Source organism: Bacteroides sedimenti (genome assembly GCF_040365225.1).
In the GTDB taxonomy this organism is placed as follows: Bacteria; Bacteroidota; Bacteroidia; order Bacteroidales; family Bacteroidaceae; genus Bacteroides; species Bacteroides sedimenti.
Map to the genome: position 1 here is coordinate 2,276,394 of NZ_AP028055.1, position 16,357 is coordinate 2,292,750.

The following is a 16,357-nucleotide window of genomic DNA, read 5'->3' on the forward strand; positions in this document are numbered from 1 at the left end:
AATATTTCAATATTTCATTAATGTAAACTCAACTGGTCTGCCATCCACACAGGTTACCTGCAAAGAGGTGCTCTTCTTGTCAGACGAAGTTACAGCCTTAACATTATCCATCTCCAGAGCAACTTTCCAATTTCCGTTGAGCGTAATCTGCTTAACAGCCGGTTTACTGGATTCTTTGGTTGTGTAACTCTTCTCCGATATATTGAGGTCGGGCATGCAGACACTCATTATTTTCTGATTATCGCCAACTGGTTTTGTCATCACCAACAGCTCCCTATCACTCTTCTGGATTTCAGAAGATTTATCGGTCGATACAAAATCCTCAAAGATGGCGTATCCGGTAATGTTTGTCTGATTATCACGAACAGCATGTACAATGCTATCTTTTCTCAGAACTGAATAGTTCTCTTTACCGATCTTTTTTAGTTGGTTTTTATCCGGTTGAATCAGAACCATGTATTCGTATTCCTGATTATCCGGTGCAGTGCCATGTACAAGACAGGCTGATGCAAAATCTCCTTCTGTCAGTTTTTTTGTTTTGTTCTCAAAAGAGCGTTGATGCTGTCTCATCACTTTTACATGACCTGAGTTTTTTACATAATAATAGTTTCCTTTGGTATCCGAACAGATCAGTCCATGCTGGCTATCGAACTCACTTTCAAATGGGAATGTCGTAGTTTCTGCATTATCGACAACCATCGGTTCAGCAGGTTCTTTCAAAGCGACCTGGAACAATGTTGTTTCAGTAGGATACTTCTGATTATTGTTTGTGATACCTGTTCCCAGACAGACTAAGCGATTATCGAAGCAAAAAACCGATTTGCGGGCTTTAAATCCCGGAGTAAATGTTGGACGATTTCGCTCCAACAGTTTCATGGCAAATACTCCATTTTTTCCTTCAAGAGATGATGCTCCGGCAAAATGTTCAGGTGAATGTTCCATTTGTGTTCCCTTGAATGGTGATTCAAGCATTTCGAGAGGCAAATGAATGGTTGTGGTTCCCGGAACACGGTTCCAATCCCATCCGTTTTCTTCAAAACCACTTTCTTTCTGAGTTACTGGTTTGCCCGAACCGATAATTTGTACTGACCCGTAGCTCTGATATCTTCCGTAGCGATTATCCTTTGTATAAATCTCCGAATTCCACACATCAGTATTATAGCCTTTCAGAGTAACCATCCAGTTGTTGCGGCGGTGAATTCCGAAAGCCCCGTAATTGTATGCCCAGAATCCTTCGGGATTGGCAGACTCAACAACACCTGCTTTCCGAAGAGTTTTGGCCAATTGTTTGTTTCCAGTGCCAAAGCGAAGAAAGTCGGATGCCAGTTCACGATCAAAGGCCTCTCCTTTTCCAGTCAGGTCTCCTGCCTGAGCCAGATAGGCAAAAGCATTGATGTCTTCATCTGGTATTTTTCCACTGAACGGGTGGCGTCCGCAGATTCCAATTCCCCAGTCTTTCAGATTTGTATAATTTCGTATTGTTTGTAATGCAAGCTTAAAATTCTTTCTAGCTGATTCTGAAATCATAAAAGGAGTAGCATTGGTAACCATCAGATAGTTTCCTAATGCTGCAAAAGCTCCTACAGAATAAGCCGGATAAAAGCCCCCGTGGTGAAAGGTGGTGCCATCTATCTTAATACCTCCGATTGTTCCGGGTGTGAAAGCCATTGAACCCGATACCCATCTGGAAAGTGCTTGCACTGCACGGTAACGCTCTTTCTCTTCAGTAATCATCATAGCACAAATCAGTTTCGCCTGTAACAGCGTATGCCAAGTATCCAAAAGTTCGTCACGACCATATTGATATGGTATTCGTGATTCTTGCAGTCCACTCCAGTAACAAAGCGTTTTGATGTATTCAGAGCTGTTTTCTGATTTGCGAATTTCATTTCTCATTATCCAGGCAGATCTGAAAATATCGCGTGTCTGGTATCCATAATGGTGATTTGTTCCCATACCACTTCCATATGCCATTCCTTGTTCAATAGCATAATCCAGCACTTCGAAATATTTCTTTAGAGAACTGCTGTTTGCACTAATCACCCAATCTTGAGCAAATGCAATCAGCATATCATTAATATCAGTGAGACTCAGTTCGCCATTCTTTTTTTGCAGTTCATCGTTTGACACCAAGGGTTTTCCAGTCATATGGTCACCTACACGGGCGATTCCCGCTGCTGAATATGTTTTCTCGACTTTATTTAGTTCTTTTGTGTTAACATCATCTGGTTTGAGTGCTGCATCGAGTCTTTTTTCCATCTCTTTAAGTGCAGAACTCCCTTCTGTCGTCAGATTTGTAGGAACAGATACATCATATTTATATTGTTCCCATTCCCATAGGCGACACCAATGCCATAAATCTCTCTTTAGATTATTGTTGTTTTCATCTATCTGAAGGTCGGGGGTAATGCGATCGCTTAACGTCTTAGCGGTAATCTTCATCCGGTCCAGATAAACCGAACCTTTTGCAACAGAGGATGGTGAAGAAACAAGCATCTTTACTATTTTTCCTGAAGCGAGCTGGGTTTTCTTCATATCACTGAATTTTATCCAACAGGCACGCCATCCTTTATATGATAGGTTGAAGCTGAACTCATAGCCTTTTTCTCCCTTTGCTGTTTCGAATACAAAATGAAGGTGATCGGCAACAGGCTTTTCATTATAAATCCATAACGTGATTCCTCCGTCGGCACTCTTGGCAGCCCCAGGCATTTCAAGGGAATCAATCAGGCACAATGAGGAATTTGAAACCCAGTCCCATTTCAGCGATTTTTTCCCTTCTTTAAAATAGGAATCGCTTAACGACAAGTTTCCCCCCTTAATAACCGAAATGGATTTGGGAACAGAATCTTCAAATCCATAATCAGCCGCCTTCAGTCCGGTTGAAAATGCTCCAAGTAAAGAAAGTGTCAGAATCAGGTTTTTCATGGTATCGAAATATATGTTTTTTAAATAATAAAGTTCGGTTATAAACAGCAAATCAGAGATATTATTTCTCATTCACCGGACAAAAATAGAGTCTATAATGATTCGACAACTGCATAAATCGTACAAAAATAGGCAAAAATAATACATCCTTAAAAATGCCGGAAAATTGGATTATAAAGCACTTGTGAACGATTTAGCAACCTTTTTTGTACATCATCAAAAGTACTTATTAATATGAAATATTATTTTTGCCTTTATCTTATATATAAACTATGAAAGGAGTGCATAGCAAATGAAAAAAATCTTATTTACCGGTCTAACCGGACTGACTTATGCCGCGCAGCTGACTGCACAGCAACCCAATATTGTGTATATTTTCACTGACCAGCAAACAGCTTCGGCCATGAGTTGTGCCGGCAACCTGAATCTGAGTACACCTAATATGGATCGTCTTGCAAGAGAAGGAGTACGTTTTACGGAAGCATATTGTGCAGCTCCACTCAGCACCCCATCAAGGGCAGCCATGATAACAGGTGTTACTCCCGGTACTCTGAACATGCTGAAAAACAACACCAACTTCCCAGAAAAATACAAAAACAGTACTATCGGGACAGTCCTTTCGGAAGCGGGATATAATTGTGCCTATGCCGGCAAGTGGCATCTGCCTGAATCCAGTCTGTCCATAAGCAAAGGGAATGAGAAAACATACGGCTTTACAGTTTTACATGAACATAACGACTACGGACTGGCAGAATCGTGCATAAAGTTCATCAATCAACAGAAAAAAGAACCGTTCTTTCTGGTGGCATCTTTTGATAATCCGCATAACATCTGCGAATATGCACGCAATCAGGTACTTCCTTTTGCACAGATAAAAGAACCAGCAATAGCCGATTGCCCGAATCTACCTGGTAATTTCCAACCTTCTCCCTATGAAGCGGAAATTATAAGAAATGAGCAGATGCAGAGCTTTCCCACCTACCCCGTGATTAACTACTCAGAGGACGACTGGAGAAGATACCGCAATGCATATTTCAGATTAACTGAGATTGTAGATGCAGAAATAGGTAAAATCCTGAAAGCACTGGATGATAACCACTTGACTGAAAATACTATCATTATTTTCTCAAGCGATCATGGAGACGGAACTGGTGCTCATCAATGGAATCAAAAATCGGCTCTGTTTGAAGAAGTGGTGAATATTCCATTTATTGTAAGAATGCCTCAAAAAAAACTGGCAGGAACAATCCGGAAAGAGATAATAAACAACGGATTGGATCTGATGCCAACCCTCTGTGATTTTGCCGGGGCCCATACTCCTGATTATTGCTTGGGCAAAAGCCTGCGACCAATTCTGGAGAACAAAAAAGAACAGCAAATTAATGAATATGTAGTAACTGAAACTCAGTTTGATAAATCGGTTACACGAGGATGGATGGTCCGGACCCCCCGATATAAATATGTACTGTATGATAAAGGTCGCAACCGCGAGCAACTGTATGACATCCAAAACGATAAAAATGAACAGGTAAATCTGGCTGTGGAAAGTAAATACAATGTTGAGCTCAACAAACATCGCCGATATCTTACAGAATGGATAAAGAAATGCGGAATAGAGACGACAGGCCGGGAAATAATTCCTGCAGAATAAAAGTCACTATTTTAAGGCTGGAATTTAAAAACACGAAAGTTATAGATTGTCATAAGCCAGCTTAAGGCAAACATTAAGAGCCATTTCAAATCCATAATATCGGATTGGAATGGTTCTTTTTATTATTGAACTTTATAAAAACTCATACAGGATAAAGCCATCCAAAAAATAAAATTAACTCTCGAGAATTGAACATTTAAAACGACATCAGATTGAAGCACGAAGAAAAAGAAAATAAAAAAAGGGCTGTTCCGACAGGACAGCCCCTAAATTTTAATTCATTAAATGATAAAAACGATCACTATCTTGACTCCAAATCCTTTTTCCATTTCAATGCTTCGAGGAAATAATAATCGGCATAGTTCAATGGAGTATCAATTTCGCTATTGTGAGGAATACTGCCCACAGAATGCATCAATAGGAAGTTTCCGTTGGTACCTAGTTTTGCCCTGTAAGCAGGAGTGCTCAATGAGAACATGATGCTGTCTGCATATGATTTATACGAAGATGCATTGGGCACATCAAATGTACTAATCATGTACAACGCAGCTGCCATGCAAGTTGCAGAAGACACATCGCGTGGTTCGTTTGGAATATTAGGAGCATCCATATCCCAGTAAGGAATGAGATCTTTAGGCATGCGAGGATGATTCTTCATGAAGCCAAATGTTTTAAGTGCCTGATTCAGATAAGCACGGTTCCCGGTTTCACGGTAACAAACAGCGAATCCATAGATTGCCCATGCCTGTCCGCGTGACCAAGCTGATTCGTGAGAATATCCCTGAGCAGTATGACGGTGTCTCACTGATCCGTCCGTCAAACTGTAATCAATCACATGATAGCAACTTCCGTCCGGACGAAAATGCTCTGCCATTGTTCTGTTGGCATGTTTCACAGCTATATTATAGAACGTAGAATCGCCCGACAAGCGGGTTGCATTGAATAATAGTTCAAGATTCATCATATTATCAATAATAACAGGACATTCCCAACCACGTTCTGACTGCCATCCTTTGTCTACATTCCAAGACTGAATGATTCCTGCCTTTTCACGAAAACGAGTGGAAAGCGATTTGGCTGTCTGGATAATTACATCTTTGTATGCAGGATCTTTTGTTACTTTATACCCATTCCCGAAACTGCACTCAATTATAAATCCCACATCATGATGCCATTTAAGATTCTTAGCATCTTCAATGGCTCCAGTATATTTCTTAGCCAATGGAAGATAACTCTTGTCCCCTGTCAATTGGTAGAGATACCAAACCGAGCCGGGGAAAAAGCCACTACGCCAGTCATCATAATCACAATAGAACACTGAACCATCTTTCTTCAAGGTGACGGGATTCAGAACTTTCCCACTCTTTTCGATAACTGAGATTTCCTTGCCAATTTGTTTTCTGGAAAACTCTATATCGTCTTTTAAAAAATTTTTCGACTCCAAAGGCTTGGTTGCGCACGACGTGAATAACACAGCTATAGCAACATAGGACAATTTAATCAATTTCATATTTTTCTTATCATTTTATTATTTCTATTTCTCATAATCTTTTTTTCTCCATTTCTTGCTGTTAGTGAGATGCACTCCTAACAAGAACATAACTTCCTATCATTAACCAGAATTTTTTCAATGGTTTGAAATCGATTTGCATTTGAACAAATCCTGTTCCGTATAAATACCGGTGTGTATGGCTGTTAAAAAGAGCATTAGAAGAAATGCCGTTAATCGATTGTTTTTCATGATTTACACTCTAATAGTTGACGTTACGAAAATAGAACAAACAGCGATTAGTGAGGTACCCTTATTGTACAAGTTTTATGCAAAAATCATTCATTTCGTTATCAACAAGCCGTTTTGGAGTAATTTCACTATCGATAACGAAACTAAATCAATGAATTTACGCCAAATATTTCATTGCGACATGACGTTTAAATATCCACATATCTAAAATAGGAAGCACAAGATATTTATTCCTACCTGTGCAGATTATATTTGAATATTTTTATATATGTTTGTCTATTAACAAAAAGAATATATGAAGAAAAGCGAGAAACCTGTTGTGGCATTGATATACGATTTCGACGGAACTCTTTCCCCGGGCAACATGCAGGAGTATGCATTTATTCAGGCAATAGGTAAGAACAAAGAAGAGTTCTGGAGGGAAAACCAGGAACTGGCCGAAGCGCAGGATGCAGATAAGGTGCTAACCTATATGTTTTTGATGCTCCGAAAAGCACAGGATAATGGCATTTCGCTGAAAAAAGAAAGCTTTCAGCAATTCGGAGAAAATGTGGAACTCTTCACTGGTGTGGAAGAGTGGTTCGATCGGATTAACGAATACGGGAAAGAAAAAGGGGTGATTATTGAACATTACATCAACTCATCGGGTCTTAAAGAGATGATTGAAGGAACCCGGATTGGGAAAAGGTTCAACCAGATATATGCCTGTTCTTACCTATATAGCTTAGACGGCATTGCACAATGGCCGGCTATTGCCGTGAACTTCACCAACAAGACTCAGTTTCTATTTAAAATCAATAAAGGAATTACCAGTGTAAGTGATACAATAAAGATAAACCAATTCATAAAAGAGTCCGATCGGCGGATCCCTTTTAGTCACATGATTTATTTTGGTGATGGGGAAACAGATATTCCCTGCATGAAATTGGTTAAACAACAGGGCGGACATTCCATAGCTGTGTACCAACCCGGAAACAGGAAGCGAGAAGTAGCGGAAAAACTGATTAACGAAAACCGAGTGAACTTTGTATGCCCCGCTGATTATTCACTAGGAAAAGAAGTTGACCAGGTAGTTAAAACAATCATTGACAAAATAAAGGCCGATTCAGAATTTAATGAACTGATGAGGCTGCATAAAGATAAGGCAGGTTAACAGGGTCAACATAATCGACATATATTTTTGTTTAAAATTAAATTTTAACATTTATATGAATCGTCATAATTATATTTTTAAATTTATAATTGGTTAGGTCGTTTCCTATTATATCGATTTATATTAGGTATTCTTTTCCGAGGTTATTATTCTTAAAAACGGGCAACATTAGGTGATATCAAAAATGCGATATAAATGCAGACGTAAAATACAACTAATACTTACATTCTAAATTTATTCCGTTTTGGGAAGTCCCATTCTTCCTCTAATTTTAGACCAACTATCAGTAATAAGGAAACTCTCTTCCATTTCATCGATCATTTCTTTGAATTTCAAGAAAGGAATTGAAAAAGATAAGATATCTCCTTTTACAAACTTACGCGCAGACGGATCGAAAAGCCCAAGCACGGCACGCTTTGTTCCATCCAACTCTTCCCGATAGGGATAATACACAATGGATGCACAACCAGCACCAAAAGGAGTGATTACCGCATCGAAAGCCGCACTATTAAAACAAGTAAGTGTAAACAGCCCCGAAACAACATCCGGAGTTGCGAAAAAAACAACTGCTAGTGGGGTATCTTGTTCATTAAGCCTGTCCCACCGCTTAAAGATTATGTTCTTTTTGACGGGAAGTGGTGAAAACTGCTTCATGCACTCATTAACTAGTTCAGGTGTTCGTTTATAACGCTCGCCCTCACCCGCCTTATCATGAGAAAGGAAATATTCAAATTCCAGAAACATCTTCTGAGAAAACCCTAGATACCGTTTCCCACCTCCACAGCATACCGATTCCTCTTGCATGCAGATAGAATCACCCCTTCTTACTTTTGAAAGTTGCGCAAAGATACACCGGTGTCCCGAAACAGGCTTTTCTTCTTCTGTCCCCATCGTGTCATCCGAGTATTGAAACGTAAGTGGCAACTCTGCGTTGGGAAAATATTTCTGCCACAATAGAATGAATCTCTCTTTTAATATTTTTTCCATAATGCTTTAAGATATAACTATAACAAAAGAACGTATAAATATAACATTCTTTTCTGATGGAAGTTTATGATTCTGTTTTATTTTGCATTCCAGAAAATGATTTAAATCAAAAAGCTATATTTAAGACAGCTCGATTAATTATATTTTAGCCAGACTGCCTACTGTTAATTGATTCCATATAAGAAAAAGATATTCAGTTATTTTTTTTACATTAAGAAGGAAGGATCCTTGCCCTTAGTGAAATGGAGAAAAAACAAAGGATACTGCGCAATGGACAATTTATAAACCGCCCATTTTGATTTGTTGATTCAGCCAAGCTGATTTTTATTATTTATGCATTATTTTCCTGAAAAATGGAACTTCAATTTTGAAGTATGAAAATAAAAAACGAACTTTGCCCGATTTTTAATTAAACCCTTGATTATTATATGGACAATGACAAACAACTGAGCCCGCTGCATAAAACAATAGTCGGTGTTCAATTTTTATTTGTGGCATTCGGAGCTACTGTGCTGGTTCCACTGCTCGTAGGGCTCGATCCCTCAACAGCTCTTTGCACAGCAGGAATAGGTACTTTAATCTTTCATTTATTAACGAAAGGTAAAGTACCTATTTTTTTGGGTAGTAGTTTCGCATTTATCGCTCCCATTATTAAAGCTACTGAATTGTACGGACTACCGGGAACTCTTTCCGGAATGGTAGCTGTAGGTTTAGTTTATGCCCTGTTCAGTGCAATTATAAAATGGAGAGGGGCAAGTTTTATCCGAACTATTTTCCCACCGGTGGTTATTGGCCCTGTAATTATTTTGATTGGTATCTCTCTGTGCGGAGCAGGGGTAAATATGGCCAAGGAAAACTGGGTATTGGCTCTTTGTTCATTAATCACAGCCGTACTGGTTACTCTATTAGGAAAAGGATTGTTAAAACTGATTCCCATTTTTGCAGGAATAATTGTTGGTTTCATTGTCGCCGTTCTCTTTTACAGTGTCGACTTTACATCTGTAATAAACGCTCCTTGGCTCTCACTTCCCAAATTTGTGACTCCGGTATTCTCCTGGGAAGCAATCTTATTCATGACTCCGGTTGCCATCGCACCGGTAATTGAACACATTGGTAACATTTATGCAGTTAATGATGTAACGGGAAAAGACTTTGTGAAAGACCCCGGATTACACAGAAGTCTTCTTGGAGACGGATTGGCATGTATGGTAGCAGGTACAGTAGGTGGCCCTCCCGTAACAACTTATTCTGAAGTGATAGGGGCCATGTCTTTAACTAAAGTTACTGCTCCCGGAGTAATTCGCATTGCTGCCGTAACTGGTATCGTTTTCTCAGTAATAGGAAAAGTCAGCGCATTGCTTAAAATCATTCCGAATGCTGTATTAGGTGGGATTATGCTACTTTTGTTTGGTACAATCGCCTCAGTGGGTATTAACAACTTAATTCATGCAAGAACAAATCTGGGCGAACCACGCAACATGATTATTGTGTCATTGATATTAACCTTCGGTATCGGAGGTGCTGTACTTGAAATCGGAAGCTTCTCTATGACTGGAATAGGGCTTGCCGCAATTCTGGGGGTTGTACTCAATCTGATACTGCCTAAGGAAAAAAAACAAGAAGAGACAGTAAAGTAAACCATTGAAAGAAATATTGTATCTTTGTAGCCCGCACTAAAGTGTGGGCTACATTTTTATAAGAAACTAACTATCAGATTATATGAGCATTGACAAAAAAGTACTGACGGAAGGCATTGTTTTTAAAAAGGGCAAAGACTCCTCTTTTGGTAAAAAAGAAGAACCTAAAATTAAAACAAAAGCAAAAAAAACGACCTATATCAAAGGAGCTCACGGTTCGGGAGCAGCCAAAATGAAGGCCGAATATAGAAGGAAAAGAGCAAATAGAAACAAGAAATAATTAAAGCAGGTATTGCATATATAAAATATTGCATTACCTTTGCAACCGCAAACACGGAAGTAGCTCAGTTGGTAGAGCACCGGTCTCCAAAACCGGGTGTCGGGAGTTCGAGCCTCTCCTTCCGTGCTTTTATTCTTTCCCTGATTTTCACATAACAGAAAATCCACCAAGATTTACTCAAAAAAGCAAGCATTGTAAAACATTACAACAGTTCTAGTAACAAACAGATTCCGTCCTTATGCATTTGTTTAATATTAATTCATTTATCGCACTAAAATGCGTTCTTCCAAAAACTTAGCTAACCCTTTTCTGGCATCAGCCAACTTATCTTCCCAATGCTTAATTGAATTTTCGCCTATTTTATCTGTTACATATTTTACCGAAATGAAGGGAATGTTTTTAAGCAAACAAACCTGTGCCTGAGCATATGCTTCCATATCAAAAACATCTCCTGACGAACCGGATGGCTCAGTCAGAAAACTATCACCGGTATTGCATACCCCATCATGATCCCAGCCTAAACAAAGCCCCTTCTCAGAAAGCAAGAATGAAGAGTCTATTTCATATTGTAGATTAAGTGCTCCTACTTTCTGAAGATCTCTGTCAATAAAATGACGACATACAAACACATCACCAACATTATGAGACACTGTCCCCGCAGTTCCCATATTTAGAACAACATCAGGAGAAAATTCAGTTAAAGCATCCATCAGTCGGATAGCAGCTTTTACTTTACCAATGCCGGTACGTATATATTTAATCTGACAATCGGGCATATTTACTTTAACCAGCTCGTCATTCACTGCATGAGTAATCAAAACGTTCAACATAAATCAATTATTTTGATGCAAAGATAGAAAAATGAATAGAACAAAAACACTTTTCCAGATGATAGATTGAAGCAAAGACAGATAAATTAATTGTTGCTTGTATGATTTGCACACATCTTTAACAAATACGGTATCACAAAGAATCGTTCTTATTAAAAAGAGATTACAGGATGTCAGAATACTTTTTTCAATAAATATCCGTAATTTTCATAGGATTTTTTTGTATATTTCAGACTTAATTGTATTTTTGTGTACAATTTGGGCGTAGAAATGACAGAAGAAGATAAAAAGTTATTAAGCACCTTTGAGGCAAGACTTAGACATTTGATGTATTTGCATGACGAGCTTAGACGTGAAAATGCAGAAATGAAGCAACTTCTTGGGAAAAAAGAAGAAGAGGTCGCAAAGCTGAGAAGTAACTATAATGAACTGGAAATAGCATACGCAAATTTGAAAGTAGCAAAGACAATAAGCATTACAGACTGTGAGGTAAAAGATACCAAGCAAAGATTGTCTAAATTAGTGCGGGAAGTCGACAAATGCATCGCTTTATTAAATGAATAATTAACAGGCAATAGAAGAAGATGTATGAACGATAAGATAAAAATTAACCTGCAGATAGCAGATGCTCCTTATACAATGACCATCAATCGCGATGAGGAAGAGTTGTTCAGGAAAGCTGCAAAGCAGGTGAATGATAGAATGAACGTATATCGTTCCATGTATAAGCCAACCGGAAATCCGGGAGCCAGAGAATATGAACAAAAAGATTTTCTGTCTATGGTAGCTTTTGATTTCGCATGCAATAATCTGAAATTGGAAAGCAAGAACGATACTTCGCCTTTTACTAATAAAATTGAAGAACTGACCCAGGAATTGGAGGAGCACTTCAGAAAAGAGTAAAAGTAGGTCACCAGTCTACCATTTTTTAAGAATATTAACCCCGCACTGCTGATGCCCGGAAAAAGAGAGTTCCGGTGCATAAGTAGTGCGTTTTTATTTATAAATTAAATTAATTGTAATGAACGTAATAATAGCATCTATTTTATGCTTTATCATTGGAGGCTCTCTTTCTTACGTTTTGTTTAGATATATTCTAAAATCAAAGTACGAAAGCACAATTAAAGAAGCCCAAGTGGAAGCGGAGGTAATTAAGAAGAACAAGCTTCTGGAGGTAAAAGAGAAATTCCTCAATAAAAAAGCAGACCTTGAAAAAGAAGTAGCTATCCGCAATCAGAAGATTCAACAGGCCGAAAACAAGTTAAAACAAAGAGAGCTTGTACTGAATCAAAAACAGGAAGAGATACAGCGCAAAAAAGCTGAAGCAGAAGCTGTGAAAGAAAATCTGGAGGTTCAGCTTGGAATCGTTGAGAAGAAAAAAGAAGAGCTGGAGAAACTGCAACACCAGGAAAGAGAAAAACTGGAAACAATTTCCGGTCTCTCTGCCGACGAAGCAAAAGGCAGACTAATTGAATCGCTTAAAGAAGAAGCCAAGACAGAAGCTTCATCTTATATAAACGATATCATGGATGATGCAAAACTAACAGCTAACAGGGAAGCAAAAAGAATCGTTATCCAGTCCATTCAACGTGTAGCTACGGAAACAGCTATCGAGAACTCGGTTACTGTGTTCCACATCGAAAGTGATGAAATAAAAGGACGTATCATCGGACGTGAAGGGCGTAATATCCGAGCACTGGAAGCAGCAACCGGAGTAGAAATCGTGGTTGATGATACCCCTGAAGCAATCGTATTATCAGCATTCGACCCAGTTCGCCGTGAGATTGCCCGCTTGGCACTTCACCAACTGGTAACTGATGGACGTATCCACCCCGCCCGCATTGAAGAGGTGGTTGCTAAAGTTCGTAAACAAGTGGAAGAGGAAATTATTGAAACCGGTAAACGCACAACCATCGATTTGGGAATTCACGGACTTCACCCTGAGTTGATCAGAATTATCGGTAAAATGAAATACCGTTCTTCTTACGGTCAGAATCTGTTGCAGCATGCTCGCGAAACAGCTAATCTCTGTGCTGTAATGGCTGCTGAACTGGGACTGAACCCGAAGAAAGCAAAACGTGCCGGATTGCTTCACGATATTGGTAAAGTACCAGATGAAGAACCAGAATTGCCACACGCATTACTTGGTATGAAGCTGGCCGAGAAATTCAAAGAGAAACCAGATATCTGCAATGCAATCGGCGCTCACCATGACGAAACCGAGATGACCAGCCTGTTTGCTCCAATCGTACAGGTTTGTGATGCCATCTCAGGAGCACGTCCGGGAGCACGTCGCGAAATTGTGGAAGCTTATATCAAACGCCTGAATGACCTTGAACAGCTTGCAATGTCTTATCCTGGAGTAACCAAGACTTATGCTATCCAGGCAGGTCGTGAACTTCGTGTAATTGTAGGTGCTGATAAGATTGACGATAAGGCAACCGAGAATCTGTCTACTGAAATAGCTAAAAAGATTCAGGATGAAATGACTTATCCGGGACAGGTGAAAATCACGGTTATCCGTGAAACCCGCTCTATTAGCTTTGCCAAATAAATAAGAGATACATTAATATAAGAGAGGCTACCACATATAAGTGGATAGCCTCTTTTTTTTATACATCACCTCAATCACCGTTTTATATACCACAAACATGGTATATTTGCGAGAAAAAATTTCTTTTATTTCCGGAATAAACAATTCTGCTTTATTTTTGTATATAAATTAAGAATAAAGAAATCAATAGGTAATAAAGAACAAGATGAAAGATATTAGTTTTGAATCTCAAGTATTACACACACTTTTTGAAAAAGAGGATGCATACCATTCTCTGGCAATGCCTGTATATAACACTGCTGCATACGAGTTTGATTCGGCGGAAGCCATGGAGGCGGCTTTTTGTGGTCAGACTGCCGAACATGCTTACTCCCGCATAACTAATCCTACAGTGGAATATTTCGAAAAAAGAGTGCGTGTCGTTACCGGAGCACTGAGTGTCACAGCTCTTAACTCAGGAATGGCAGCAATCAGTAATGCATTGATTGTTGTGGCTTATCAGGGAGCAAACATCATCACTTCTACTCATCTTTTCGGAAATACATATTCGTTTATAAAGAATACATTAGGAGCGTTTGGAGTTGAAGTTCGCTTCTGCGACCTAACCAACCCGGAAGATGTCAGAACAAAAGTAGATAAAAATACATGTGCAATATTTCTTGAAGTCATAACCAATCCGCAATTGGAAGTGGCAGACTTGAAAAAGCTCTCTGACATCGGAAAAGAGAATGGTATTCCTTTGATAGCTGATACCACGGTAGTTCCTTTTAATATTTTCAAAGCAAAAGACTTTGGAATTGACATTGAGATTGTTTCTAGCACCAAATATATATCGGGAGGAGCCACTAGCCTGGGAGGACTTATTCTGGATTATGGTACTTTCGACTGGGGGCAATCACCTAAGTTGAAAGACATGGTTGCTCAATTCGGCAAGAGTGCTTTCACAACAAAACTACGAAAAGAAATTCATCGAAACTTAGGAGCCTATATGATTCCACAGGTGGCTTATATGCAAACTCTTGGACTGGAAACATTGGAGGTACGTTACGAACGCCAGGCAGCAACCTGCCTTAAACTAGCCCAAAAGCTACAATCGTTGAAGGAAATCGAAGCAGTTAACTATACAGGATTAGAAGATAACCCGTATTATGAATTAAGTAAAGCGCAATTCGGTCCTTATCCGGGAGCAATGTTTACCTTTGATCTTGCATCTAAAAATGATTGTTTTCGTTTCATGAATAAACTAGGACTTATACGCCGGGCCACCAATCTTTTCGATAATAAGACATTAGCTATTCATCCCGCCAGTACAATCTACGGAACTTTTACAGAAGAGCAACGTCAAAGTATGGATGTAAGCCCCAAAACCATCCGGTTATCTGTCGGTCTGGAAAGTGCGGAAGATCTATTTGATGATATTAGACAAGCTTTGGATTAAATTGTCTTTTTATCCCTAGCAGAAACAAAACGGCATAAAGCATTATAAAATAAAGAGATAGTCAACCTTTAAAAGGGCTGTAAACTTAATGAGCCATAATCTTACCAGAATATTCTGATATAAGATAAAAGTGTTTAAATCAGAAAAAACAAAAAGGCTGTCTTTAAAATATATTTTCTCCTATATGGTCGTAGAAAGCATCTTATAGACAGCCTCATCCACATAATCTGATTACCGAGCGAGACTATTCACAGGGTCAGTTATTTATTCAGACCATGATTTTTTTTAATTGATTTTCAATGATCAGCTTCGGAATCATTGAAGGATCTCTGGCTACTGTCACCCCAGCCGCCTCAAAGGCTGCGATCTTTTCCGCAGCGGTACCTCGACCGCCCGAAATAATAGCTCCGGCATGCCCCATTTCTTTATCGAATGGAGCATACTGTCCGGCAATGAATACAACTACCGGTTTGGTAATTTGCCAGCGGATAAACTCCGCGGCACGCTCTTCCGCATTGCCGCCAATTTCTCCAATCAAAACAATAGACTGTGTCTCTTTATCTTTTTCAAATTGTTCCAGCAATTCACGAAAATAAAGTCCAACCACCTTATCACCTCCAATACCAATGGCGGTTGACTGACCCAGCCCTTTTGCTGTAAGATGAGATACAACTTCGTAAGTAAGGGTACCACTACGACTGATGATACCTACACCACCACGGGTAAATATATGAGAAGGCATAATTCCTGTCATACTTTTACCTGGAGAGATAACTCCAGGACTATTGGGCCCGATCAATACAGCTCCTTTCTGCTGTACAAAATTATAAGCTTTGATCGCATCCAGTGTGGGAATCCCTTCTGTAATACATATAATAAGTCCGATACCAGCATCGGCAGCTTCCATTATGGCATCGGCAGCAAAAGGAGCCGGCACAAAAACAATAGAAGTATTAGCACCGGTCTGGTCAACCGCTTCATACATGGTATTAAACACAGGAATATTTTCAACCATGCTTCCCCCTTTTCCGGGAGATGTGCCTGCAACCACATTCGTTCCGTAGGCTTTCATTTTCATGGCATGAAAGTATCCGTCTCTACCGGTGATACCTTGTACAACCAGGCGTGTTGATTCATTTATAAGAATACTCATATCGA

Annotated in this window: 13 protein-coding genes and 1 tRNA gene; 9 read left to right on the forward strand and 5 right to left on the reverse strand. The window is 39.3% G+C overall.

All coding sequences use genetic code 11. The features are described 5' to 3' along the window. Positions 1-6: 6 nt before the first annotated feature. On the reverse strand, positions 7-2,928 hold the full coding sequence (locus tag ABWU87_RS09025; RefSeq protein WP_353330033.1) for a chondroitinase family polysaccharide lyase: 2,922 nt from the start codon (positions 2,926-2,928) through the stop codon (positions 7-9). A 292-nt stretch (positions 2,929-3,220) separates the two neighbouring features. On the opposite strand from ABWU87_RS09025, the gene ABWU87_RS09030 reads away from it, so the two are divergent. After that, positions 3,221-4,579 carry a sulfatase family protein gene (locus ABWU87_RS09030; RefSeq protein WP_353330035.1) on the forward strand — a complete coding sequence of 453 codons (1,359 nt, stop codon included), beginning with the start codon at positions 3,221-3,223 and terminating at the stop codon, positions 4,577-4,579. 301 nt (positions 4,580-4,880) lie between these two features. Here the strand turns inward: ABWU87_RS09030 and ABWU87_RS09035 are convergent, their stop codons facing one another. Continuing rightward, positions 4,881-6,089, reverse strand: a complete 1,209-nt coding sequence (locus ABWU87_RS09035) for a glycoside hydrolase family 88 protein (RefSeq protein ID WP_353330037.1) — start codon at positions 6,087-6,089, stop codon at positions 4,881-4,883. A gap of 526 nt (positions 6,090-6,615) precedes the next feature. Here ABWU87_RS09035 and ABWU87_RS09040 point away from each other — a divergent pair. Then, entirely contained in the window at positions 6,616-7,473 is an 858-nt protein-coding gene (locus ABWU87_RS09040) for an HAD family hydrolase (protein WP_353330039.1), read from the forward strand. A gap of 234 nt (positions 7,474-7,707) precedes the next feature. Here the strand turns inward: ABWU87_RS09040 and ABWU87_RS09045 are convergent, their stop codons facing one another. Next, a complete protein-coding gene (locus ABWU87_RS09045) occupies positions 7,708-8,460 on the reverse strand; it encodes a DUF169 domain-containing protein (protein ID WP_353330041.1) in 753 nt (250 codons plus the stop codon). A 428-nt stretch (positions 8,461-8,888) separates the two neighbouring features. Between ABWU87_RS09045 and ABWU87_RS09050 the strand changes: the two genes are divergently transcribed. The 3 genes from ABWU87_RS09050 to ABWU87_RS09060 all read left to right on the forward strand — a co-directional run bounded on the left by ABWU87_RS09050 (position 8,889) and on the right by ABWU87_RS09060 (position 10,503). Next, entirely contained in the window at positions 8,889-10,097 is a 1,209-nt protein-coding gene (locus ABWU87_RS09050) for a uracil-xanthine permease family protein (RefSeq protein WP_353330043.1), read from the forward strand. Positions 10,098-10,179: 82 nt separating this feature from the next. Next, positions 10,180-10,377 carry a hypothetical protein gene (locus ABWU87_RS09055; RefSeq protein ID WP_353330045.1) on the forward strand — a complete coding sequence of 66 codons (198 nt, stop codon included), beginning with the start codon at positions 10,180-10,182 and terminating at the stop codon, positions 10,375-10,377. A gap of 53 nt (positions 10,378-10,430) precedes the next feature. Then, positions 10,431-10,503: transfer RNA gene (locus ABWU87_RS09060), tRNA-Trp, on the forward strand. Positions 10,504-10,640: 137 nt separating this feature from the next. Here the strand turns inward: ABWU87_RS09060 and ABWU87_RS09065 are convergent. Then, entirely contained in the window at positions 10,641-11,207 is a 567-nt protein-coding gene (locus ABWU87_RS09065) for a nucleosidase (RefSeq protein ID WP_353330046.1), read from the reverse strand. A 270-nt stretch (positions 11,208-11,477) separates the two neighbouring features. Between ABWU87_RS09065 and ABWU87_RS09070 the strand changes: the two genes are divergently transcribed. The 4 genes from ABWU87_RS09070 to ABWU87_RS09085 all read left to right on the forward strand — a co-directional run bounded on the left by ABWU87_RS09070 (position 11,478) and on the right by ABWU87_RS09085 (position 15,199). Next, on the forward strand, positions 11,478-11,771 hold the full coding sequence (locus tag ABWU87_RS09070; RefSeq protein WP_353330048.1) for a hypothetical protein: 294 nt from the start codon (positions 11,478-11,480) through the stop codon (positions 11,769-11,771). Between the two features lie 24 nt (positions 11,772-11,795). Beyond that, complete coding sequence (locus ABWU87_RS09075) at positions 11,796-12,110, forward strand: cell division protein ZapA (RefSeq protein WP_353330050.1); 315 nt, start codon at positions 11,796-11,798, stop codon at positions 12,108-12,110. 118 nt (positions 12,111-12,228) lie between these two features. Next, the gene (gene rny / locus ABWU87_RS09080) at positions 12,229-13,761 is read left to right on the forward strand and encodes a ribonuclease Y (protein ID WP_353330052.1); all 1,533 of its coding nucleotides are present in this window, start codon (positions 12,229-12,231) and stop codon (positions 13,759-13,761) included. Between the two features lie 205 nt (positions 13,762-13,966). Then, positions 13,967-15,199, forward strand: a complete 1,233-nt coding sequence (locus tag ABWU87_RS09085; protein ID WP_353330054.1) for a PLP-dependent transferase — start codon at positions 13,967-13,969, stop codon at positions 15,197-15,199. Between the two features lie 268 nt (positions 15,200-15,467). Here ABWU87_RS09085 and sucD read toward each other — a convergent pair whose 3' ends face one another. Next, a complete protein-coding gene (gene sucD, locus ABWU87_RS09090; RefSeq protein ID WP_353330056.1) occupies positions 15,468-16,352 on the reverse strand; it encodes a succinate--CoA ligase subunit alpha in 885 nt (294 codons plus the stop codon). Positions 16,353-16,357: the final 5 nt, after the last annotated feature.